Origin of the sequence: Rathayibacter sp. AY1E8 (genome assembly GCF_002931415.1) — a bacterium.
Lineage (GTDB): Bacteria > Actinomycetota > Actinomycetes > Actinomycetales > Microbacteriaceae > Rathayibacter.
Window position 1 is genome coordinate 1 of record NZ_PSVI01000018.1, and the last position, 22,325, is coordinate 22,325.

The following is a 22,325-nucleotide window of genomic DNA, read 5'->3' on the forward strand; positions in this document are numbered from 1 at the left end:
CGCCCGCTTCCACGGCGGCCTGCACCTGCTCGGCTTCGACACCGGCCAGATCTCGGCGCGCAAGACGCTGCGCTGACCCGTTCCTCTCCGCGAGACGCCGCTTCAGTACGCGTCACATCGCGGGAGGCGTGCACAGGTGGCGTCTCGCGGCAGGTGTCGGCTCCTCCGACGATGACGACCGACGGGGGGCGTGCGGGATCACCGACGGGTCGGCCGCGTCGAGCGGCTCCCGATCGATCGGATCGCAGGTCTCCGGGGCCCGACCGGTGCCGCAGGAACGGATGACCGCGGCGGCTCCTGCCCGGCCTGCGGCCGACGATGCGCCGCCCGGCCCTCCCCGAGCGAGCACTCGGCCTCCTTCTCCGGCGGAGTGTGCCGCCGCGCGCCGCGGGACGCCTCCCCCGCGCGACGGATCCCCCTCCGTGTTCCGTGGACAGTCACTGGACACCGCATCCGTCCTCCCCCGGAGGCCGAGGGGTCGGAGTAGGCCTGAGGGGCAAGGGAGAACCGCTCTCCAGATCGTGACGACGAATCCGGCCGGACCCGGCCACGAAGAGGTGTACGAGACGATGAGAAATCCCACCACCACATCCCCACGAGGCCGGCTGCTGGTCGCTGGTGCCGCCTGCGGCGCTCTGGCTTTCGGATCGCTCGCAAGCGCTCCGGCCGCCCTCGCCGCTCCCGCCCCGGCCGTCTCGGTCGCGGCCGTCTCGGCCTCGGCCGCCGCCTGGCCCGTCGTGGCTCAGGGCGAGAACAGCGCCAATGTCCGCACCGTCCAGCATCTGCTGAACGCCGCCGGCCGCTCGGTCGACGCGGACGGAGTCTTCGGTGCCGGCACCGCAGCCGCGGTCTCCGCGTTCCAGAGCGACCGGGGCCTCTCGGCCGACGGCATCGTCGGCGAGCAGACCTGGACGGCGCTGATCACGACCGTCTCCTCCGGCGACTCCGGCGAGGCGGTGACCGCTCTCCAGGTGCAGCTGAACAAGACCGGCGCCGGGCTCACCGTCGACGGCGAGTTCGGAGCCGCGACCCGCGCCGCCGTGGAGGGCTTCCAGTCCGCGGCCGGCCTGACCGTCGACGGCGTCGTCGGCCCGCAGACCTGGCAGTCGCTGACCGGCTCCGGCTCCGGCTCGACGCCCGACCCGGGGCAGCCGGGCGAGACGTTCGCCACCCTGAACGACGAGCAGCTCTCCAACGTCCGCACGATCATCGCCGAGGGGAGGACCGCCGGTGTCCCCGAGTACGGCTGGGTGATCGCGATCGCGACGGCGATGCAGGAATCGCGCCTGCGCAACCTCTCCGGCGGAGACCGCGACTCCGTCGGACTCTTCCAGCAGCGCCCGTCCTACGGCTGGGGCACCGCGGCCGAGCTGGTCGACCCCGTCTACGCGTCGCGCGCCTTCTACGGAGCCGCGAACAGTCCCACCAGCAACGCCGGCCTCCTCGACGTCGCCGGCTGGGAGTCGCTGCCGGTGACGGAGGCCGCGCAGGCCGTCCAGCAGTCCGGCGTGCCGGACGCCTACGCGCAGTGGGAGACCCTGGCCCGCGAGGCCGTCGAGAGCGAGGGATGAGGATCATGACCACCATCGACACGACCACCGTCGACACCGACACCACCGTCCGACCGCGGAGCGCCCGCTCCCGCGTCCTCGCGCTGATCACCGCGCTCCTGCTCGCCGTCGGCGTCACCGTCGGCGGGGCGACGAGCGCTCAGGCGGCCGACTGGCCCGTGCTCTCCTCGGGATCCAGCGGCGACGACGTGACCACCGCGCAGTACCTGCTCCGCGGCTCCGGCCAGTCGCTCGCCGTGGACGGTGCCTTCGGCTCCGGCACTGCGAGTGCCGTGAACGCCTTCCAGTCCGCGAAGGGCCTCGCCGCCGACGGCGTGATCGGCGAGGCGACCTGGGGAGCACTCGCGGTGACCGTCCGCAGCGGCTCCACCGGCGACGCGGTCAGTGCGGCGCAGACCCAGCTGAACGCGAACGGCGCCTCCCTCGCCGTCGACGGCGTCTTCGGTGCCGGGACCGAATCCGCAGTGACCGGCTTCCAGAGCGGAGCAGGCCTGACGGCCGACGGCATCGTCGGACCTGCCACCTGGAAGGCCCTCATCGCCGGGACCGGCGGCGGCGGAGGCACGACTCCTCCGCCCAGCGGCGACGCGGCGGCCACCGCCCAGGCCATCCTCGACAACCCGGGGATCGAGCTCTACGAGCTGGGCGCCGACTCAGGCGCGGACCCGGAGTCCACCTCGCTCGTCAACATCCGCGACACGGCGGCAGGGAAGCCCGCACGGACCAGCTCCGGCGGGGACGCGGGAGTCACCGAGGTGGCCCTGGACCCGGCCATGCTGAACGGCCTGCTCCGCCTCAACACGGAGTACGGCTTCGACCTCCGCGTCACCTCCCTCGCCGGTGAGGACCACACGGCGTCGTCGCGCCACTACACCGGCCACGCGGTCGACATCGACCGGATCGACGGCGTGACCGTCCTCAACGGAGCGGACCACCAGGCCGTGCAGGACGCCTGCACCGCCCTGGGCGCGACGCTCACGCTCGGCCCGGGCAAGCCCGGCCACGACAACCACGTGCACTGCGAGTGGTGACCGGAGCGGCACGGTGAGGAGGGCGGGCGTCCACGAGGGTGCCCGCCCTCCCCCCGTCCGCGGACGGGCGTACGCTCGACGGATGAGCGCCTACGTCTCCGTCCTCGACCTGTTCAGCGTGGGGATCGGCCCGTCCAGCTCGCACACCGTCGGACCGATGCGCGCCGCCCTCGCCCTCGCCGAGCGGATCCGCGACGCCGGGCTCCTCGGCCGCGTGAGCCGGGTGGGATGCACCCTCTACGGCTCGCTCGGCTCCACCGGGATCGGCCACGGCACCCCCGACGCGGTGGTCGCCGGTCTCGCCGGCCTGGACCCCGAGACGTGCGACCCGGCGCTGGTGCGCGGGGCATGGCAGCGCCTCGACGCGGAGGGGACGATCCTGCTGGCCGGCGAGCAGCGCCTCGCGATGACGCGCGACGACGTCGTCTTCGAGCCGCGCACGAGGCTGCCGGAGCACCCGAACGCCCTCACCTTCAGCGTCTGGGTCGGCGACGACGCGCTGCCGGTGTGGGAGGAGACCTACTACTCGATCGGCGGCGGCTTCATCCGGCGCGCGGGCGAGCGTGCCGAGCTGGCTGCGCTGGCCCCGCACCCCTACCCCTTCGTCTCCGGGCTCGACCTGCTGGCGACCTGCGATCGGACCCGCTCCGGCATCGCCGAGATCGCCGCCGCGAACGAGCGCGCTCTGCACCCCGGGGTCGACATCGACGCCCGCCTCGACGCGATCTGGGACGCCATGGCCGCCTGCGTCGAGCACGGCCTGGCGACCGACGGCGTGCTGCCGGGCGGCCTGGGCGTCCGCCGCCGCGCCTCGGTGCTCCGCGAGCGGCTCGAGGCCTTCGAGGAGGATCCGCTCGACCGCGCCCGCGCGACCTCGGTGGAGTGGCTCCACGCCTTCGCCCTCGCGGTGAACGAGGAGAACGCCGCAGGCGGGCGCGTCGTGACGGCTCCGACGAACGGAGCGGCGGGCATCATCCCCGCCGTCGGGCACTACTACCTCCGCTTCGTCCCGGGCGCCGACCGCGCTGGGCTGCGCCGCTTCCTCCTCACCGCCACCGCGATCGGCTCGCTCTGCAAGACGAACGCCTCGATCTCCGGTGCGGAGGCGGGCTGCCAGGGCGAGGTCGGCTCGGCCTGCGCGATGGCCGCCGGAGCGCTCTGCGCGGTGCTCGGCGGCAGTCCGCGCCAGGTCGAGAACGCGGCCGAGATCGCGATGGAGCACCACCTCGGACTGACCTGCGACCCGGTCGGCGGGCTCGTGCAGATCCCCTGCATCGAGCGGAACGCGATCGCCTCCTCCACCGCCGTGAGCGCGGCCCGCCTCGCGCTGCACGGCGACGGCGACCACCGCGTCTCGCTCGACGCGGTCATCGAGACGATGCGCCAGACCGGCATCGACATGTCGTCGAAGTACAAGGAGACGAGCGAGGGCGGCCTCGCGGTCAACGTCATCGAGTGCTGAGCGCCCGGCGGCGACCGTGACCGTGCGTGACGCACGGGGGCGCGCCTGTCGGCGGTCGCGCCTACCGTGGGGCGGATGAGCACCTCCTCCGCCCCGTACCTCGCCCGGCCGATCGTCTCGACCCAGTGGCTCGCCGACCAGCTCGGCCGCGAGCACCTCGTCGTCGTCGACGCCAGCGTGCTGCTCGTGCCCGGCTTCGACGGGCGGCCCGGCTACCTCAGCGGCGACGAGCAGTACCTCCTCGAGGGGCATGTCCCCGGCGCCGTGTTCGGCGACCTGCTCGAGCAGCTGTCGGATCCGGCGGCTCCCCTGCCCTTCACCCGGCTCGACCCGGAGCGCTTCGCCGCCGCGACCGCCGCGCTCGGCATCGACGACGACTCGGTGGTCGTCGTGTACGACTCCGCGGTCGGCCAGTGGGCATCGCGCGTGTGGTGGCTGCTGCGCTCGGCCGGGCACGACGCCGTCGCGGTGCTCGACGGCGGGCTCCCGGCCTGGCGGCGGGAGGAGCGCCCGATCGAGACGGGGCATGTCGAGCCCGCCGTGAGCGATGGCATCAGCGTGCGCGAGGAGCGGCCGCTCTGGATCGACAAGGCCGGCGTCGAGAGCGTCGTGCGCGGCGAGGCTCCCGGGGCGCTGGTCTGCGCGGTCCCGCCGAAGGAGTTCACCGGGGAGGAGGGGCGCCGCCCCCGCCTCGGACACCTGCCTGGCTCGCGGAGCGTCCCCGCCGGGCGGCTCGTCGACCGGGCCGACAACACGCTCCTGCCGCCGGAGCGGCTGCGGTCGCTGTTCGGAGACGCTCTCCAGGCCGAGCGGATCGTCCTCTACTGCGGGGGCGGGATCGCCGCGACGGCCGATGCACTCGCACTGGCGGTGCTCGGAGTCCACACGGCGGTCGTCTACGACGGCTCGCTCAACGAGTGGGCCGCCGACCCCGCGGCGCCACTGGTGGTCACGGCCGCGTGAGCAGCTCCTCCGGGAGGCGGGTCGTCGGAAGGGCGCAGACGAAGGCCTCGCAGGAGTAGGCGGTCGGCAGCCCCTCCCGCGAGATCCGCCCCTCGAACAGCTCGAAGCCCGCGTCCGCCCAGTCCCGAGCGCCCTCGTCGGACACGCCGACCAGCACGCCGATCCCGGCGGACCGCGCGCCCTGCACCGCCTCCGCCGCGCCGGGGCCCACGACGACCAGCTGCCGCACCGGGCGAGCCAGCCGCGAAGCGAGCCCGAGCACGGCGCCGAAGCCCATCGGCTGCCGGACCGCGCCCGGAGCGATCGAGGCGACGACCGCCTCGGCCGCCTCCCGGTAGCGCTGCGATCCGGTGAGCAGGTACAGCTCGTGCGCCGCGTCCGCCGTCGCCGACAGGCCGGAGGGGTAGGCGCCCTCGGAGGGATCGGCCGCGAGCAGGAGTCCCCGCGCGGTCAGCGCCGGGTCTCCTCCCCCGGGCAGCGCGAACGGCAGCGGGCCGTCGGCCGCGTCGAGCGCGCCGTCGATCAGGGTGCGCGCGACGACCGCGTAGCGCGGACGGCCCTCCGCCACGGCGAGCTCGAGGAGCCCGCCGGCCAGCATCCCGAGGTCCTCCAGCGCCGGGCGGGCCGCGGAGACGGCACCGTCGAGGGAGGCGCGCACCGCGACGCGGCCGTCGACGAGGTGCCGCTGCAGCACCGCGTCCGCCGCGCGCCGGGCGGCGTCGAGCCACTCCTCCCGTCCGAGCACGCGTCCGGCGCGGGCGAGCGCGCGGATCGCCAGGCCGTTCCAGCCGGTGACGACCTTCTCGTCGAGAGCGGGAGGCGCGAGGCGGGACCGGTCCTCGGCGAGGTAGTAGCCGCCCTCCGAGCGCTGACCGTCGACGATGCTCTCCGAGTCCTGCGCCGACGCGAAGCCGCCGCCCGGCCGCTCGAGAGTGGTCAGGAGGAACGCGGCGACCCCCTCCGCGATTCCGGTCAGCTCCTCCACCCGGGCGCCGTCGTGCCCGAGCAGGACGGCCGCGACGTCGAGCAGCTGCGCGTTGTCGTACAGCATCCGCTCGTAGTGCGGATCGCTCCAGTCGGCCTGCGTCGCGTAGCGGAAGAAGCCCCCGTCGCGGTCGCGGAGAGGGGACGCGGCCAGCGCGAGCAGCGTGCGCTCGGCGAGCGCCGCTCCCGAGGGCCGCGAGGCCAGGAACCCGAGCACGGGGGCGACCGGGAACTTCGGGGCGCCGCCGAAGCCGCCGTGCACCTGGTCCTCCTCGTCCGCGAGTGCGCGGACGGCGCCGTCGAGCTCGGCGTCGCCGGGCAGTGCGGCATCGGCGGGCAGCGCCGCGGTCGCCTCGCGCAGGGCCGCGGCCAGGCCGCCCGCCGTCGCCTGCACCTCGTCGCGCCGCAGCCGCCACGCCTCCGAGACCGCGTCGAGGACGTCGGAGAAGGCGGGCACGCCGCCGACGGCGCGCGGCGGGAAGTAGGTGCCGGCGAAGAAGGTCTCGCCGGCGGGGGTGGCGAAGGCCGTCAGCGGCCAGCCGAGCTGCCGGGTGAACGCGCTCGCGGCCGTCAGGTAGGCCGTGTCGACGTCCGGATGCTCCTCGCGGTCGACCTTCACCGCGACGAAGTCCGCGTTCAGCCGAGCGGCGAGCACCGGATCCGAGAACGACTCCCGCGCCATCACGTGGCACCAGTGGCAGGTGGAGTAGCCGATCGACACCATCACCGGGACGTCGCGGCGCACCGCCTCGGCGAACGCCTCCTCGCCCCAGGGGAACCAGTCGACCGGATTGTCCGCGTGCGAGCGGAGGTAGGGGCTGACACTGGAGCGCAGACGATCGGCCATGCGCCCCACGCTAGACGTGGGCGGAGCCTCCGGTCAGGGGGTTGCCGCGGGACGGAGGGTCAGGAGGTCCGCGGAGCGCCGACGTCCGCGGGTCTCCCCCGCCGCCGGCCCGCCCGGCCGCTCAGCGCTCGAAGAACCAGCCCGACGGCCGCTCCGTGCCGCGCACGACCGTGCCGCCTCCGCCGCTCCCGCCGCGACGGCCCACCGCCAGGTAGGCGAGGCTGCCGATGAACGGCGCGATCACGATGAACGCCACCCAGGAGACCTTCGCGACCTTCGAGAGCCTCGGGTTCGACAGCACGCCCCGGATCGCGAAGAGCAGCAGCACGATGTTCAGCACGACCAGCAGGGACTGCGGATTCATCGGGGTGCTCCACGGGATCGTGCGCCGCGGTCGACCAGCGCCGGAGCGCCCGACCGGGCAGGGTGGCCCGCGATGATTCACGAGACAGGGCATTGTCGCACGCGGCGTAGGATGGAGGGCTCATGTCAGACGTGCTCAGCATCCGCTACCCGCCCGAACTCCCCGTGTCGGCGCGGCGCGACGACATCGCCGCCGCGATCCGCGACCACCAGGTGGTCATCGTCGCCGGCGCGACCGGATCGGGCAAGACGACCCAGCTGCCGAAGATCTGCCTAGAGCTCGGCCGCGAGAGCATCGCGCACACGCAGCCCCGGCGCATCGCCGCGCGCACCATCGCCGAGCGCATCGCGGAGGAGCTCGACGACGAGGTCGGCGGGCTGGTCGGCTACCAGGTCCGGTTCACCGACAAGGCGTCCGCCTCGACGCGGATCAAGCTGATGACCGACGGCATCCTGCTCAACGAGATGAACCACGACCGGATGCTCAGCCGGTACGACACGATCATCATCGACGAGGCTCACGAGCGCAGCCTCAACATCGACTTCCTCCTGGGCTACCTGCACCGCCTGCTGCCGCAGCGCCCCGACCTGAAGGTGATCATCACCTCGGCGACGATCGACCCGCAGAGCTTCGCGGCCCACTTCTCCGACGCCGGCGGGGAGCCCGCGCCGATCATCGAGGTCTCCGGCCGCACCTACCCGGTCGAGATCCGCTACCGCCCGCTGGTCGCCGAGGAGCCGGAGGAGGACGACGACACCGACGTCCCCGACGCGACGAGCGGCAGCCGCGACCTGATGACCGGCATCGCCGACGCCCTGGCCGAGCTGGCGCGCGAGGATCCGGGCGACGTCCTGGTGTTCCTCTCGGGCGAGAACGAGATCCGCGACGCCGAGGACGCCATCCGCGGTCGGAACCTGCCGGGCACCGAGGTGCTCCCCCTCTACGGGCGCCTGTCGGCGGCCGATCAGCACCGCGTCTTCGAGAAGGGGCGCACCCCCGGCGTCCGCCGCCGCGTCGTGCTCGCGACCAACGTGGCGGAGACGAGCCTCACCGTCCCCGGGATCCGCTACGTGATCGACGGCGGCACGGCCCGCATCTCGCGCTACAGCGCGCGCTCGAAGGTGCAGCGGCTGCCGATCGAGGCGGTGTCGCAGGCCTCCGCGAACCAGCGCTCCGGCCGCTCGGGACGCACCAGCGCGGGCATCGCGATCCGCCTCTACTCCGAGGAGGACTACCTCCGCCGCCCCGAGTACACCGATCCCGAGATCCTGCGCACGGGCCTGGCCGCGGTCATCCTGCAGATGATCTCGCTCGGACTGGGCGACATCGCCTCGTTCCCGTTCCTCACTCCGCCCGACTCCCGCGGCATCAAGGACGGCCTCGACCTGCTCACGGAGCTCGGCGCCCTCCGCGTCCCCGGCTCCCCCTCCGCCGCCTCCGCCGCGCCGCGAGACGCCGCTCCGGTGCGCGGCACGCCGCCGAACGCGCACTCGAGCGGCGTCCCGCGCAAGGGGGCGGAGGCCGCGCCGCAGCTCACGCGCATCGGGCGCGACCTCGCGCGGCTCCCCATCGATCCGCGCTTCGGCCGGATGGTGATCGAGTCGCGCCGCCACGGCGTCAGCCGCGAGGTGATGGCGATCGTCGCGGGCCTCACGATCCAGGACGTCCGCGAGCGCCCTCTCGAGCGCCGCGCGCAGGCCGACCAGCAGCACGCGCGCTTCGTCGATCCCACCAGCGACTTCCTCACCCTGCTGAACCTCTGGAACTACGTCGAGGAGAAGCAGGAGGAGCTCTCCTCGAGCGCCTTCCGGCGCCTGTGCAAGGCCGAGTACCTCAACTACCTGCGCGTGCGCGAGTGGCAGGACGTGTTCCGCCAGCTGCGCCAGCTCGCGCGCCCCCTCAAGCTCGAGCTGGGCGAGCCGAAGGTCGACCCCGACGGGATCCACCGGAGCCTCCTGGCCGGCCTGCTCTCGCACCTGGGCATCAAGGACACCACCTCGCAGCAGGCGCAGCGCGCGGCGAAGAGCCGCGAGCGCCAGAACGTGCAGTACATCGGCGCCCGCAACGCGAAGTTCTCGATCTTCCCCGGCAGCGCCCTGGCCAAGAAGCTCCCCGACGCGGTGATGAGCGCCGAGCTGGTCGAGACCAGCCGCCTCTTCGCCCGCTCGAACGCCGCGATCGATCCGGCCTGGGCCGAGGCGATCGCGGGCGACCTCGTCAAGCGGCAGTTCAGCGAGCCGCACTGGGAGAAGTCGCAGGGCGCGGCCGTGGCCTACGAGAAGGTCACGCTCTACGGCGTGCCGATCATCGCCCGCCGCCGCGTCCAGTTCTCGCGGATCGACGCCTCGTACGCCCGCGAGCTGTTCATCCGGCACGCCCTCGTCGAGGGCGAGTGGGAGTCGCGCCACGCCTTCGACCGCAAGAACCGCGCCCTGCGGGCCGAGCTCGAGCGGCTGGAGGAGCGCACGCGCCGCCGCGACCTGCTCGTCGACGACGAGGCCGTGTTCGACTTCTACGACCGCCGACTCCCCCGCGACATCACCTCGGTGCGCTCGTTCGACTCCTGGTGGCGGACGACCCAGCACGACGAGCCCGACCTGCTGACGATGACGCAGGAGACGCTCCTCCCCGAGGACGCGGAGCAGATCGACGAGACCGCGTTCCCCACGCAGTGGCGCCAGGCCGACCAGCGCTTCCGCCTCTCGTACCGGTTCGAGCCGGGGACGGAGGAGGACGGAGTGACGGTGCACGTGCCGCTCGCGCTCCTGCCCCGCGTGACGCCCCTCGGCTTCGACTGGCTGGTGCCGGGACTCCGGGCCGAGCTGGTCACCGCGATGATCAAGGCGCTGCCCAAGCACCTGCGCCGGAACGTGGTGCCCGCGAACGACTGGGCGCGCAAGCTCACCGCGTCCCTGCCGCACGACGTGCCGAACCCGCCGACGGAGTCGTTCGCGGCGACCCTGGCCGGAGCGATCCGCCGCGAGGCCGGCGTGGTGGTGCAGCCCGAGGACTTCGACCTCGAGCGCATCCCCTCGCACCTGCGGGTCACCTTCGCCGTCGCCGACGAGCGGGGGCGCACGGTCGCCGCCGGCAAGGAGCTCGCCCCGCTGGCCGAGCGCCTGCGCGGTCGGGTCCGCGACGAGGTCGCCCGCGTGGTCGAGGCCCGGGTCCCCGACGCGCTCGAGCGCCGGGGCCTGAGGACCTGGGACATGCCGGAGCTGCCCCGCGTCACCGACACCCGGCAGGGCGGGAACACCATCCGCGCCTACCCCGCCCTGATCGACGACGGCGACTCGGTCTCGATCCGCCTGCTCGCCACGGCCGAGGACCAGGCGCGCGAGCACCCGCGAGGCGTCCGCCGCCTCCTCCTGCTCGCGACGCCGAGCCCCGTCGCCTACGTGCAGCAGCACCTCACCTCGAACGAGAAGCTCGTGCTCGCGCAGAGCCCGTACCAGAACACGACCGCGCTCTTCACCGACTGCCTGCTCGCCTGCGTCGACGCGGTCCTCTGGCGGATGAAGCCCGACGGGATGCTCTTCCTCCGCGCCGAGTTCGACGCCGTGCGCGACCGGGTCTCCGCGAGTGTCATGGACGCGATGTTCGAGACCGTGAAGACGGTCACGACGATCCTCACCACCGCCCGGGGCGTCGAGAAGGCGCTCAAGGCCTCGACGAGCATGGCGCTCCTGCCCGCCCTCACGGATGCGCGGGAGCAGCTCTCGGGCCTGGTCTACCCGGGCTTCGTCTCGGCGACCGGAGTGGAGCGGCTGCGGCACCTCCCGCGCTACCTCGGCGGGATCACCGAGCGCTTCGGAAAGATCGCCGAGAACGTCGGGCGCGACCGCGTCTGGCTGAACGAGGTGCAGGCGGCCCAGGAGCTCTACCGCTCGGCAGGCGGCGTCGTGCCGCTGCCCGCGCACGCCCCGGAGCGGATCGCGCGCGCCCGCTGGATGATCGAGGAGCTGCGGGTGAGCTTCTTCGCGCAGTCGCTCGGCACCGCCGAGAGCGTGTCGCTGCAGCGGATCCGCAAGGTGCTGGCCGGCTGACGCGCCCCTCCGCCGAGGGAACCGCGACCCGTCGAGGGACCCTCGGGCAGCGGTCTCCCTCGACGAACCGCAGTCCCCTCCGGAGCGCTAGTGTCGTCCGGTGGGCAGCTACACCGATCTCCTGAAGACCCCCGGGGTGGGGCGCATCATCCTCGCGCAGCTGACCGCGCGCTTCCCGTTCGGGATGCTCTCGCTGGCGTTCCTCCTGCACGTGGAGCGGGTGCACCACTCCTACGCCGCCGCCGGCCTGGTGCTCGGCTCGATGTCGATCGGGCAGGCCATCGCCGGGCCGCTGACCAGCCGCCTGATGGGGCGGCTCGGGATGCGCCGCGTGTTGACGATCACCCTCGTGGTCTGCGCGGGCGCGATCATCGCGATGGCCGTGCTCCCGCTCGAGGTGTGGCAGTTCGTCGTGATCGGGTTCGTCGCCGGCCTGAGCATGCCGCCGGTGCAGCCGGCCGTGCGGACCATCTACCCCAAGATGGTCACCAGCTCGCAGCTGACCCCGCTCTTCTCGCTCGACGCCTCCGCGCAGGAGATCATCTGGGTGCTCGGCCCGGTGCTGGCGACGCTCGTGTCGATCCAGGTGTCGACGGTCGCGGGCATCCTGACCGCCGCCGCGTTCCTGATCGGCGGCGGGATCTGGTTCATCGCCTCGCCCGAGGTGGGCCGCGTCCGCATCCCGCGCTCGAAGCGCCGCCTCGGCGTGGTGCTCACGAAGCCCCCGGTGCTGCTGGCCACGGTCGTCGGCTTCCTCCTGATCGGCGCCTGCTCGGCGGTCGAGGCGGGCGTCGTCGCGGTGTTCGGCGAGGGCGGAGTCGAGTCGGGCGTCGTGCTCGCCGTGTTCGCGGCGGGCTCCCTGGTCGGCGGCCTCGCCCTCGGCCACATCCCGATCAGCCGGTGGGCGACCGCGCGGCGGATGCTGATCGTCACGGTCGGCATGGGTCTGGCGGCGGTCTCGACCGACTTCTGGTGGCTGTGCGTCACGCTGTTCCTCGCCGGCATCGGCATCGCCCCCGCTCTCGCGGCTCTGTTCGCGATCACCGCCTCGAGCGTGCGCTTCTCGGACACGGCGGAGGCCTACGGCTGGGTCGGCACCGGTCAGCTGATCGGCGCGGCGCTGGGCTCCGCGATCGCCGGCGTGCAGATCGACCAGGCCGGGCCGACCGCCGCCATCGTCGTCGCCGCTGCCTTCGCCCTGGTCGGCTTCCTGGTGCCCCTGCTCGGCCGCCGGTACCACCCGGATCTCCGCGGGCGCGACGCCAGCCCGCTGCCCGACACCGAGCCGGTCACGCTGCCCTCCTAGGCCGCCACCCCGGTTGTCCGGCGCCTGTCGGACACCCTAGGGTGAAGGCCCACGACGACGAGGGGACGGCATGGGACTGCGGGAGGACGCGGAGGAGCTGGTGCGCGAGCACCGGCGCGCCGCCGCCCGGACCGACCTCCTCGACCCCTGGTCCGATCCGGAGACCCCGGAGTGGTGCACGGAGCTCGCCGCCGCGCTCTGGCAGGGGTCCTTCCGCCCGAGTCCCGTCTACTTCCGCCGCGAGGAGTCCTCGCACGCCTGGCGCGGCCCGCACTCGACCCGCCTGCACCACCTCGGCTACGGGTGGCAGCTCACCGCGCACCGCGAGCAGCACGGGGTCGTCGCCTCCGAGACGGCGGTGGTCCTCGAGACGGGCTCCCTCTGGCGCGGACTCGGCATCGGCCGGCGCCCCGTGCGCGCGCTCCGCGGCCGGCTCGGCGTCGAGGGCCTGCAGGCGGGCCACGACGTGCACTTCGCCGCGCGCGGCATCGACGAGCGCAGCGACGCGGAGCGCGCCGAGCGGCGCCTCCTCTTCGGGGTGGCCGGTCTCGCGGCGCTGATCGAGGACGACGTGCACGTGGGACCGCACGGCGAGCTCGACTGGAGCGTCTGAGGCGCGTGCCAGCATGGGAGGCATGAGCGTCCCCCTGATCCCCCTCAACGACGGCCGCGCGATCCCCCAGCTCGGGCTCGGCGTCTACAAGATCGGCGACGAGGAGGCGGCCCGCACGGTCGCCGTCGCCCTGGAGGCCGGCTACCGGCACGTCGACACCGCCACCCTCTACGGCAACGAGCGCGGAGTCGGCGAGGGGATCCGCGCGAGCGGCCTCCCCCGCGAGCAGGTCTTCGTGACGACCAAGGTCTGGAACGACGACCACGGCTTCGACGAGACGATCGCCGCCTTCGACCGGAGCCTCGAGCTGCTCGGCACCGACTACGTCGACCTCTACCTCGTGCACTGGCCGATCCCCTCGCGCGACCGCTACGTCGACACCTACCGCGCCCTCGAGCGCCTGCAGAGCGAGGGGCGGGCCCGCTCGATCGGCGTCTCGAACTTCGCCGAGGAGCACGTGCAGCGCCTGCTCGACGAGACGGGAGTGGTGCCGGCGATCAACCAGGTCGAGCTGCACCCGCGGCTGCCCCAGGAGGAGCTGCGCACCTTCGACGCCGCCCACGGGATCGTCACCGAGGCGTGGTCGCCGCTGGCCCGCGGGCGCCTCCTCGACGAGCCGGCCCTGGCCCGCGTCGCCGCGAAGCACGGCGTCTCGCCGGCGCAGGCGGTGCTGCGCTGGCACGTGCAGCTCGGCGTCGTCGTGATCCCGAAGTCGGTGACGCCGGAGCGGATCCGCGAGAACCTGGACGTCTTCGGCTTCGCCCTGGACGACGAGGACCTCGCCGCGATCGCCGGGCTCGCGACCGGTGAGCGCACCGGCCGCGACCCGCGCTTCGACTGAGGCTCCGGCGATGACGGCGGGCAGGGTCCTGCTCCTGCACGGCCTGGGCGGCTCGGGCCGCACCTGGTGGCGGCTGAGCCGCGAGCTGACCGCGGCGGGCTGGAGCGTCTCCGCTCCCGACCTGCGCGGACACGGCGACGGGCCGCGCGGCGGCTCCGCCCGCCACGACGCCTACGCCGACGACGCCCTCGCGCGGGGACCGTTCGACCTCGTCGTCGGGCACTCGCTCGGCGGAGCGGTCGCGGTGCGCGCCGCCGCCCGCGAGTCCGGCTGGGCGGGGCGCCTGGCGCTGCTGGACCCGGTGCTCCGGCTCGCCCCGGAGCAGCGGGCCGCCGTCCGCGCGGGCGAGCTCGCCGGTCTCGCGGTCTCGGCCGAGGAGCTCGCTGTCGCGCAGCCGCTCTGGGACGAGCGGGACCGGGCCGAGAAGCTCGCCGCGGTGCGGGCCGCCGACCCGTCCGCGGTGGCGGCGACGATCGACGACAACGATCCGTGGGACCTGCTGGCGGACCTGCCGGGCCTCCGCCCGCCGGTCCTCGTGCTGGCCGGCGATCCGCAGGTCGAGACGCTGCTCCCTCCCTCCCTCGCCGCCCTGGTGCTGCGTGCGAATCCGCGCATCCGGTACGCGGTCGTGGCGGGCGCAGGTCACAGCCCCCACCGCGACCGTCCGGAGGAGACGCTCGCGATGCTCCGCGAGTGGGCCGAGAGCCCGGCGACGGCCTGACCGACCCGCCGGCCCGGTCCGTGTTTCGTCCGGATGAAATCTGGCAGGGGGGACTGGGCCGCACCGTTTCCTGTGAATACCCTCGCAGAGGACGCGATCCCCTCCCAGTCTTCGGGAGGTGCGCGTCGGGGCCGCCGACGCGGCGGCCCGTTCTCGAGGAGAGGGAGCCCCAGTGGCGCGAACCACCACGAACACCTCGAGCGGCCGCCGACGCCGCTCGCTGATCGGCTCGAGCGCGATGATCGGAGCGGGCGCCCTCGTCGCCGGCTTCGCCTTCGCGCCGACGGCGAGCGCCGTCGAGCCGGTCGACTTCGCCGACACCGTCACGGTCGACGGCATCATGACCCACCTGGAGGCGCTTCAGGCGATCGCGGACGCCAACGGCGGCACCCGCGCGATCGGCACTCCGGGCTACGAGCTGAGCGGCGCGTACGTCGAGAAGGTCCTCGCGGACGCCGGCTACACGACGCAGCGCCAGGACTTCACCACCGCGACGCAGACGATCGACGCGTTCACGCTGACCACCGGCACCGGCGCCGTCGGCACGCCGATGGAGTTCACTCCGTCGACGCCCGAGGGCGGCGTGACCGGCGAGCTCATCGCCCCCGTCGATCCGCTCGGCTGCACCACGGACGCCTGGGCCGGCCTCGACGCCACCGGGAAGGTCGCGCTCGTCAGCCGCGGCTCCTGCAGCTTCCTCGAGAAGTCGGTCGGCGCCGGTGCCGCCGGCGCCGCCGCGATCATCATCTACGACAACGCGCCGAGCGACGCCCTCAACGGGACGTTCGGCGGACAGGACGCGGCCGCCGTCCCCGGCGTCGGCGTCACGCAGGCCGAGGGGCAGGCGCTGCTGGCGTCGCTCCCCGCGAGCGTCTCGGTCCTCATCGACCAGACGACGACCGAGGTGGAGACCTTCAACATCGTCACGGAGACCCCGGGCGGCGACCACGACAACGTGGTCATGCTCGGCGCGCACCTCGACAGCGTGCCCGCCGGCCCCGGCATCAACGACAACGGCTCCGGATCCGCGACGCTGCTCGAGACGGCCGTGCAGCTGGCCGCCGCGGGCGACACGACCAACGCGGTCCGCTTCGCCTGGTGGGGCGCCGAGGAGGTGGGCCTGGTCGGCTCCTACACCTACGTCGACTCCCTGACGGAGGAGGACGCCTCGAAGATCGCGACCTACATGAACTTCGACATGGTCGCCTCGCCGAACTACGTGATCTCCGTCTACGACGCGGACCAGTCCACCTACGAGGCCCCCGTGGACGTGCCCGCCGGCTCGATCGCGACCGAGAAGGCGTTCACCGACTACTTCGACTCGATCGACCAGCCCTGGATCGACACCGCGTTCGACGGACGCAGCGACTACGACGGCTTCATCTCGGTCGGCATCCCGTCCTCGGGCGTCTTCACCGGCGCCGACGACGTCAAGACGGAGGAGGAGGTCGCGCTGTTCGGCGGCACCGCCGGCATCACGCACGACCCGAACTACCACTCCGCCGCCGACGACATCGACAACATCAACCAGGAGGCGCTCGGCATCACGTCGAAGGCCATCGCCTTCGTGACCGCCTCGTTCGCCGCGGACACCTCCGCGATCGACGCCGAGAAGGACCCGACCACGCCGACCCCGACGCCGGAGCCCACCGTGGCCCCGACCGCCGAGCCGACCGTCGCTCCGACCGCGCAGCCGACCGTCGCCCCGACGACCGCGCCCACCACCGCACCGACGGCCGCTCCCACTCCGAGCAGCACGCCGACCGCCGTGGCGCCGCACCCCGGCGGCCGCCCGCCCCTGGCCTCGACGGGCGCCGACATCGGCCTGCCGCTGGGCCTCGGCGGACTGCTGATCGCCGGCGGCGTCGGCGGGCTCCTGCTCGCCGCGCTGCGCCGCCGGAGCGCCGAGCGCGGCTAGCCACCACCGCCCCGGAGCCGTCCGGCCGTCGCTCCGCGACGACCGGACGGCTCCGTCGTTCCGCCCTGAGGGGACCCCGGACCGTCGAGCTGCGGGGGGTCCCTTCGACGGTCGGGGGCTCCCTCACGTCCGACAGGGCTTCCGGCGGCCGGGGGACACGGTGTTCACTGGGCGCATGCGAGCCATCTGGAAGGGCGCGATCACCTTCGGCCTGGTCAACGTGCCGGTGAAGATCTACAGCGCGACCGAGGACCACGACATCCCGCTGCACCAGGTCCACGACAAGGACGGCGGGCGGATCCGGTATCAGCGCAAGTGCGAGATCTGCGGCGAGGTTGTCACCTTCGACCACATCGACAAGGCCTACGACGACGGCGAGCGCACCGTGGTCCTGTCCAAGGACGAGCTCAAGGCGCTGCCGGAGGAGCGCGACCGCGAGATCGACGTCGTGCAGTTCGTGCCCAGCGAGCAGGTCGACCCGATCATGTTCGACCGCGCCTACATCCTGGAGCCCGACTCCTCCTCCCCCAAGGCCTACGTCCTGCTGCGCCGCACCCTCGAGCAGACGGACCGCACCGCGATCGTCGAGTTCGCGCTGCGGCAGAAGACCCGCCTCGCCGCGCTGCGCGTGCGCGGCAAGCTCCTGATGCTGCAGACCCTGCTCTGGGCGGACGAGGTGCGGGAGGTCGAGTTCCCGTCGCTGGAGGGCAGCACCCGGATCGCGGCGCGCGAGCTCGAGATGTCGGCGCACCTGGTCGACTCCTACTCCGAGGACTTCGACGCCGCGAAGTTCCACGACGCGTACCAGGAGGAGCTGCGCACGCTGATCGACGCCAAGATCGAGCAGGGCGACGCCCTCGACACCGCCGCGACCTTCGGCGAGGCGCCGGAGGAGGAGGGCGGCGGCGAGGTGCTCGACCTGATGGAGGCGCTCAAGCGCTCGGTCGAGCGCAGCCGCGGGGCGAAAGGTGCGCCGGCGGAGGAGGCTCCCGCCGAGAAGAAGGCGGCGACGACGCCTGCCCCGAAGAAGGCGGCGAAGGCTCCGGCGACGACCGCCGCGAAGAAGAAGCCCGCGGCGAAGAGAGCCGACCCGGAGAAGGGCGCCGACGCGCCTGCGAAGAAGCGGACCCCGAAGAAGACCGCGGCGGCGGAGAAGGCGGCGTCCTAGCCCCGCCGGATGCGGAGGGTCGGGGTCGGACGGAGCCTCAGGCCCGCTCGGCCGCCCGGTCGGGCTCGTCGGCCGCGTCCAGCTCGTCCACGTCGTCGAGGTCGACCGCGACCGAGCTGACCAGCGCGAGCAGCGCCTCCGCGTAGGCGTTCTCGGCCGCCGCGTCCTCGAAGGTCCGCGCCCGGCCGCCGAGCTCGACCTCGACGGCGAACCGCGTCTCCGGCTCGGCGAGGCGACGAAGGGAGCGGAAGGTCCCGCGGAGGAGCTCGCGCAGCTGGTCCTCCCGCGGCAGCCAGAGCGAGTCCTCCAGGGAGACGGAGTCGAGCGCCCATTCCGTGGTGCCGTTGAAGCCGAGGACGGTCCCGCTCGGGTACTCGTGCGCCTCGATGGTCATGTCGCTGACGGTGAAGACGTCGCCGTCGAAGCCCTCCCGCTCGATGCGGAAGCGGTCACCGGTGCGGGGCGTCCAGCGCACGCCCGCCGTGCGCAGGGCACGGGCCAGCTCGAAGGAGATCATCCGACGAGTGTGGCCCGCGAAGCCGCGAACGCGCCGCGAGCGGCACCCGCGCGCCCCGATGTCGGTGGATGAGTTTACGTTCATGAAACGTCCGGTTCACAGGCCGGGCACCCGCACTGCATAGCGTGACCATGCGTGCCCCTTCCGGGGGTGCGCCGGCCGCGCCGCGCGGCGACGACGCTGCGACCGCTCTTCCGAGCGGCGATCGAGAGGACCACCATGCCCGACTCTCCCACCCCGCCCGACCGCCGCCGGAGGCGCGGGCTCGGCCTGGCGGCCCTGACCGGACTGGCCCTGGCGGCCGCTCCGCTGGTCGCGACCTCCGCCGCGGCCGCGCCCTCGGGCGACGAGCTCGTCATCAGCGAGGTCTTCGCCCGCGGAGGCTCCGCCGGTGCCGCGTTCAGCAACCGCTACGTGGAGCTCTACAACCCCACCGCCGCCGAGATCGCCCTCGGCGGCCTCTCGATCCAGTACCGCTCGGCGACCGGCACCGCGAACCCCACCACGACCGTGCCGCTCACCGGCTCGGTGCCCGCCGGCGGCCACTTCCTGCTCGCCGGCGCCAGCAACGGCACCAACGGCGCGGCCCTGCCGACGCCCGACCAGAGCGCGAACGGCCTCAACATGGCCGCCGCGGGCGGCACCCTCTTCCTCGTCGACGGGACCTCGGCGCTCGTGGCGCCGCCCACCGGCGCCGCCGCCCAGCCGGACGCGGTGATCGACCTCGTCGGCTACGGCACCTCGAACACCTTCGAGTCGTCCGTCGCCACGGTGCCCTCCCTCACCCAGACGATCGCCCGCGCGGACACCGCCACCGGCGACACCGACGTCAACTCGGCCGACTTCGCGCTCGGCGCACCGACCCCGCAGGCCGCGGGCGGAGGATCCGAGCCCGAGCCCACGACGCCGCCGACGACGACCCCGCCGACCACTCCCCCGACGACCCCTCCGGCCGAGATCCCGGCCGTCTCCATCGCGGAGATCCAGGGCACCGGCTACGCGTCGCCGCTCGTCGGCAGCACCGTCACCACCTCCGGCGTCGTCACCGCGCGCTACCCGTCCGGCGGCTACAACGGCTACGTCATCCAGACCCCCGGCACCGGCGGCGAGAGCTCGCGCACGGCCTCCGACGCCGTCTTCGTCTTCTCCTCCGCCTCCGTCGGGTCGGTCACGATCGGCGACCACCTGCGCATCACCGGCGAGGTGAGCGAGTACAACGGCCTGACCGAGCTCACCCCGACCTCGGCCGCGACCGTCGTGAAGCTCGACGGCGCCGCCGCAGCGCCGGTCCCGGCCGCTGTCGCGCTCCCCGGCACCGCCGCCGAGCGCGAGGTGCTCGAGAGCATGCTGATCGCTCCGCAGGGCGCCTACACGGTCACCGACACCTTCGACCTGAACAGCTTCGGCTCGGTCGGCCTCGCCGCCGGCACGTCCCCGCTGCTCACGCCGACCGAGGTCGCCCGCCCCGGCTCGCCGGAGCTCGCGGCCGTCGTCGCCGACAACGCCGCCCGCGCGATCACCCTCGACGACGGCGCCTCGATCAACTTCCTCGGCGCCGCCGCGAACAAGGCGATCCCGCTGCCCTACCTCACCACCACCGCGCCGATCCGCGTGGGTGCTCCGGCGACCTTCACCCGCCCCGTCGTCCTCGACTACCGCAACGGCGGCTGGGCCTTCCAGCCCACCACGCAGCTGACCGTCGAGAACGCCGGCGACGTGCAGCCCGCGACCTTCGCGAACACCCGGACCGCGAAGCCCGAGGCCGTCGGCGGCGACCTCTCGATCGCGTCCTTCAACGTGCTCAACTACTTCTCCACCACCGGCGACTCGATCACCGGCTGCACCTTCTACACCGACCGCGACGGCGACCCCGTCACGGTCAACAGCGGCTGCGACGCCCGCGGAGCGGCGAACGCCGACGACCTCGAGCGCCAGCAGGCCAAGATCGTGACCGCGATCAACACCCTCGGCGCGGGCGTCGTCTCGCTCGAGGAGATCGAGAACTCGGCCAAGTTCGGCAAGCCGCGCGACGAGGCCCTCGCCACCCTGACCGCCGCGCTGAACACGGCGGCCGGCTCCGAGGTCTGGGCCTACGTCCCCTCCCCCGCAGCGCTCCCCGCGCTCGCGGACGAGGACGTCATCCGCACCGCCTTCATCTACAAGAAGGCCGTCATCGAGCCGGTCGGCGAGTCCGTCGTGCTCAACGACACGGTGAACTTCTCTAACGCCCGCAAGCCCCTCGCCCAGGAGTTCCGCCTCCTCGGCGACAGCGCCAGCGAGTTCGTCGCGATCGTGAACCACTTCAAGTCGAAGGGCTCCGGATCCGGCGCCGACGCCGACCAGGGCGACGGCCAGGGCGCCTCGAACGCCTCGCGCGTGAAGCAGGCGACCGCCCTCGTCGCCTTCGCCGACCGCCTCCGCACCGAGAAGGCCACCGAGCTCGTCTACCTGCTGGGCGACTTCAACGCCTACTCGAAGGAGGACCCGGTGAAGGTGATCACCGACGCCGGCTACATCGACCAGGGTGCGAAGGACGGCAAGTACTCGTACTCGTTCGACGGCGCGGTCGGCTCGCTGGACCACGTCTTCGCCTCGCCCGCGGCCGACAGGACTGTCACCGGGGTCGACACCTGGAACATCAACAGCGGCGAGTCCGTGGCACTGGAGTACAGCCGCTACGACTACAACGCGACGATCTTCTACGACACCTCGGCGTACCGCTCCAGCGACCACGACCCGGTCGTCGTCGGCCTCGACCTGCCCGAGACCCGGACGGACCCGGAGCCCGAGCCCGTCACGGTCATCGACGTCGCGACCACCGCCTCCACCAAGCGCCTCGCCGTCGTGCGGACGCTGACGGTGTCGGCGGTGAACAACGGCGACGAGACGGTCTCGATCGAGATCACGACGGCGTACGGCAGCAAGACGAAGAAGACGGTCAAGCCCGGCCAGTCGTTCACGGTCAAGACCGTGACCGTCTTCAAGCCCATCAAGGCCGGCACGGCGACCATCGAGGTCACCGCGCCCGACGGCACCGAGCGCGTCTACAAGCAGGCGTACCGCGGCGCCTGATCCCGCGCGACCCCTGACCTCGACGAGCTCCGGCTCCTAGAGTTCGGGGATGCCCGAGGGAGACAGTGTGCACCGTCTCGCCGCCCGCCTCAGGCGGGCGGCGGACGGTCGCACCGTCCTCGAGGGCGAGCTGCGCTCCGGGGACGCGGCCGGCACCTCCCTCGCCGGGCTGAGGATCCTCGAGCACGACACCCACGGCAAGCACCTCCTCACCCGCTTCTCCGGCGGAACGACCCTGCACACCCACCTGCGGATGCAGGGCTCCTGGACCGTGACCGCTCCCGGCCGAGCGGTCCCCCGCTCGGTGCAGAAGGACGTCCGCATCCGCCTCCGCCTCGACGACGACTCGACCGTGTGGGGCATCGACCTCCCGCTCGTCGAGCTCCTCGCCACCCGCGACGAGCCGCGCGCCGTCGGGCACCTCGGGCCCGACCCGCTCCGCGCGGACTGGGACGCCGACGAGGCCGTCCGGCGCCTCTCCCGCCTCCCGGACCGGCCCGTCGTCGCCGCACTCCTCGACCAGCGCTGCCTCGCGGGCCTCGGCAACCTCTGGGCCAACGAGGTCTGCTTCCTCCGCGGGGTCTGGCCCTGGCGGCCGATCGGCTCCCTCGACGTCCGCGCCCTCGTGGCGACCGCGGCGAGAGGCCTCCGCGCCTCCGTCACGATCCCGGGGATGTTCCAGACCACCACCGGTGACACCCGCCGCGGCGAGCGGCACTGGGTCGCGGGGCGCGCCGGGCGCCCGTGCCTGCGCTGCGGCACGACGGTGCTCGTCCGCGACGAGGTCCGCGACGACCCCGAGCAGCGCCGCACCTGGTGGTGCCCGCACTGCCAGCCGGAGCAGGCGGCCGCCCCCTGAGCCCGCGTACCGCCGCCTGAAGCCCGCGTACCGCTGCCGACG

General features: G+C 73.4%; 16 protein-coding genes. 13 read left to right on the top strand and 3 right to left on the bottom strand.

Going from position 1 to position 22,325, the window contains the following annotated elements; all coding sequences use genetic code 11:
• The first annotated feature begins 569 nt into the window (after nt 1–569).
• The 4 genes from C5C74_RS07200 to C5C74_RS07215 all read left to right on the top strand — a co-directional run bounded on the left by C5C74_RS07200 (nt 570) and on the right by C5C74_RS07215 (nt 5,027).
• Nucleotides 570–1,571: a peptidoglycan-binding protein gene (locus C5C74_RS07200; protein WP_104351252.1), complete on the top strand. Its 1,002-nt coding sequence runs from the start codon at nt 570–572 to the stop codon at nt 1,569–1,571.
• 5 nt (nt 1,572–1,576) lie between these two features.
• Nucleotides 1,577–2,602 carry a peptidoglycan-binding protein gene (locus tag C5C74_RS07205; RefSeq protein WP_104233697.1) on the top strand — a complete coding sequence of 342 codons (1,026 nt, stop codon included), beginning with the start codon at nt 1,577–1,579 and terminating at the stop codon, nt 2,600–2,602.
• A gap of 82 nt (nt 2,603–2,684) precedes the next feature.
• Nucleotides 2,685–4,064 (top strand): L-serine ammonia-lyase, encoded by a 1,380-nt coding sequence (locus tag C5C74_RS07210; RefSeq protein WP_104247354.1) that lies wholly within the window; start codon nt 2,685–2,687, stop codon nt 4,062–4,064.
• A 75-nt stretch (nt 4,065–4,139) separates the two neighbouring features.
• Nucleotides 4,140–5,027: a sulfurtransferase gene (locus C5C74_RS07215; protein ID WP_104351235.1), complete on the top strand. Its 888-nt coding sequence runs from the start codon at nt 4,140–4,142 to the stop codon at nt 5,025–5,027.
• Here C5C74_RS07215 and C5C74_RS07220 read toward each other — a convergent pair.
• Both C5C74_RS07220 and C5C74_RS07225 read right to left on the bottom strand, forming a co-directional pair.
• Nucleotides 5,014–6,858 (bottom strand): thioredoxin domain-containing protein, encoded by a 1,845-nt coding sequence (locus C5C74_RS07220; RefSeq protein ID WP_104339842.1) that lies wholly within the window; start codon nt 6,856–6,858, stop codon nt 5,014–5,016. The two genes, C5C74_RS07215 and C5C74_RS07220, sit on opposite strands and share 14 nt — an antisense overlap.
• A gap of 121 nt (nt 6,859–6,979) precedes the next feature.
• Nucleotides 6,980–7,222 (bottom strand): PLDc N-terminal domain-containing protein, encoded by a 243-nt coding sequence (locus tag C5C74_RS07225; protein WP_160033960.1) that lies wholly within the window; start codon nt 7,220–7,222, stop codon nt 6,980–6,982.
• 122 nt (nt 7,223–7,344) lie between these two features.
• On the opposite strand from C5C74_RS07225, the gene hrpA reads away from it, so the two are divergent.
• The 7 genes from hrpA (at nt 7,345) to C5C74_RS07260 (ending at nt 17,835) form a co-directional block, all read left to right on the top strand.
• Entirely contained in the window at nt 7,345–11,268 is a 3,924-nt protein-coding gene (gene hrpA, locus C5C74_RS07230; protein WP_104351236.1) for an ATP-dependent RNA helicase HrpA, read from the top strand.
• Between the two features lie 100 nt (nt 11,269–11,368).
• Nucleotides 11,369–12,574 (top strand): MFS transporter, encoded by a 1,206-nt coding sequence (locus C5C74_RS07235; protein ID WP_104222308.1) that lies wholly within the window; start codon nt 11,369–11,371, stop codon nt 12,572–12,574.
• 70 nt (nt 12,575–12,644) lie between these two features.
• Nucleotides 12,645–13,187 carry a hypothetical protein gene (locus tag C5C74_RS07240; protein WP_104233702.1) on the top strand — a complete coding sequence of 181 codons (543 nt, stop codon included), beginning with the start codon at nt 12,645–12,647 and terminating at the stop codon, nt 13,185–13,187.
• 22 nt (nt 13,188–13,209) lie between these two features.
• Nucleotides 13,210–14,028 (top strand): aldo/keto reductase, encoded by an 819-nt coding sequence (locus C5C74_RS07245; protein WP_104351237.1) that lies wholly within the window; start codon nt 13,210–13,212, stop codon nt 14,026–14,028.
• Between the two features lie 10 nt (nt 14,029–14,038).
• Nucleotides 14,039–14,749, top strand: coding sequence for an alpha/beta fold hydrolase (locus tag C5C74_RS07250; RefSeq protein WP_146083020.1), 711 nt, complete (start codon nt 14,039–14,041; stop codon nt 14,747–14,749).
• A gap of 172 nt (nt 14,750–14,921) precedes the next feature.
• The gene (locus C5C74_RS07255; RefSeq protein WP_104351239.1) at nt 14,922–16,667 is read left to right on the top strand and encodes a M28 family peptidase; all 1,746 of its coding nucleotides are present in this window, start codon (nt 14,922–14,924) and stop codon (nt 16,665–16,667) included.
• Between the two features lie 175 nt (nt 16,668–16,842).
• The gene (locus C5C74_RS07260; RefSeq protein ID WP_104335791.1) at nt 16,843–17,835 is read left to right on the top strand and encodes a Ku protein; all 993 of its coding nucleotides are present in this window, start codon (nt 16,843–16,845) and stop codon (nt 17,833–17,835) included.
• Nucleotides 17,836–17,872: 37 nt separating this feature from the next.
• Here C5C74_RS07260 and C5C74_RS07265 read toward each other — a convergent pair whose 3' ends face one another.
• Nucleotides 17,873–18,352 carry a pilus assembly protein CpaE gene (locus tag C5C74_RS07265; protein ID WP_244229602.1) on the bottom strand — a complete coding sequence of 160 codons (480 nt, stop codon included), beginning with the start codon at nt 18,350–18,352 and terminating at the stop codon, nt 17,873–17,875.
• Between the two features lie 219 nt (nt 18,353–18,571).
• Here C5C74_RS07265 and C5C74_RS07270 point away from each other — a divergent pair, with 219 nt between their 5' ends.
• Complete coding sequence (locus C5C74_RS07270; RefSeq protein ID WP_104335792.1) at nt 18,572–21,424, top strand: ExeM/NucH family extracellular endonuclease; 2,853 nt, start codon at nt 18,572–18,574, stop codon at nt 21,422–21,424.
• A gap of 49 nt (nt 21,425–21,473) precedes the next feature.
• Nucleotides 21,474–22,283, top strand: a complete 810-nt coding sequence (locus C5C74_RS07275; RefSeq protein ID WP_104351240.1) for a DNA-formamidopyrimidine glycosylase family protein — start codon at nt 21,474–21,476, stop codon at nt 22,281–22,283.
• Nucleotides 22,284–22,325: the final 42 nt, after the last annotated feature.

Bases quoted from the DNA above. Each gene is read 5' to 3' on its own strand.
- C5C74_RS07200 (WP_104351252.1), top strand. From the start codon at position 570: ATGAGAAATCCCACCACCACATCCCCACGAGGCCGGCTGCTGGTCGCT.
- C5C74_RS07205 (WP_104233697.1), top strand. From the start codon at position 1,577: ATGACCACCATCGACACGACCACCGTCGACACCGACACCACCGTCCGA.
- C5C74_RS07210 (WP_104247354.1), top strand. From the start codon at position 2,685: ATGAGCGCCTACGTCTCCGTCCTCGACCTGTTCAGCGTGGGGATCGGC.
- C5C74_RS07215 (WP_104351235.1), top strand. From the start codon at position 4,140: ATGAGCACCTCCTCCGCCCCGTACCTCGCCCGGCCGATCGTCTCGACC.
- C5C74_RS07220 (WP_104339842.1), bottom strand. From the start codon at position 6,858: ATGGCCGATCGTCTGCGCTCCAGTGTCAGCCCCTACCTCCGCTCGCAC.
- C5C74_RS07225 (WP_160033960.1), bottom strand. From the start codon at position 7,222: ATGAATCCGCAGTCCCTGCTGGTCGTGCTGAACATCGTGCTGCTGCTC.
- hrpA (WP_104351236.1), top strand. From the start codon at position 7,345: ATGTCAGACGTGCTCAGCATCCGCTACCCGCCCGAACTCCCCGTGTCG.
- C5C74_RS07240 (WP_104233702.1), top strand. From the start codon at position 12,645: ATGGGACTGCGGGAGGACGCGGAGGAGCTGGTGCGCGAGCACCGGCGC.
- C5C74_RS07245 (WP_104351237.1), top strand. From the start codon at position 13,210: ATGAGCGTCCCCCTGATCCCCCTCAACGACGGCCGCGCGATCCCCCAG.
- C5C74_RS07250 (WP_146083020.1), top strand. From the start codon at position 14,039: ATGACGGCGGGCAGGGTCCTGCTCCTGCACGGCCTGGGCGGCTCGGGC.
- C5C74_RS07260 (WP_104335791.1), top strand. From the start codon at position 16,843: ATGCGAGCCATCTGGAAGGGCGCGATCACCTTCGGCCTGGTCAACGTG.
- C5C74_RS07265 (WP_244229602.1), bottom strand. From the start codon at position 18,352: ATGATCTCCTTCGAGCTGGCCCGTGCCCTGCGCACGGCGGGCGTGCGC.
- C5C74_RS07270 (WP_104335792.1), top strand. From the start codon at position 18,572: ATGCCCGACTCTCCCACCCCGCCCGACCGCCGCCGGAGGCGCGGGCTC.
- C5C74_RS07275 (WP_104351240.1), top strand. From the start codon at position 21,474: ATGCCCGAGGGAGACAGTGTGCACCGTCTCGCCGCCCGCCTCAGGCGG.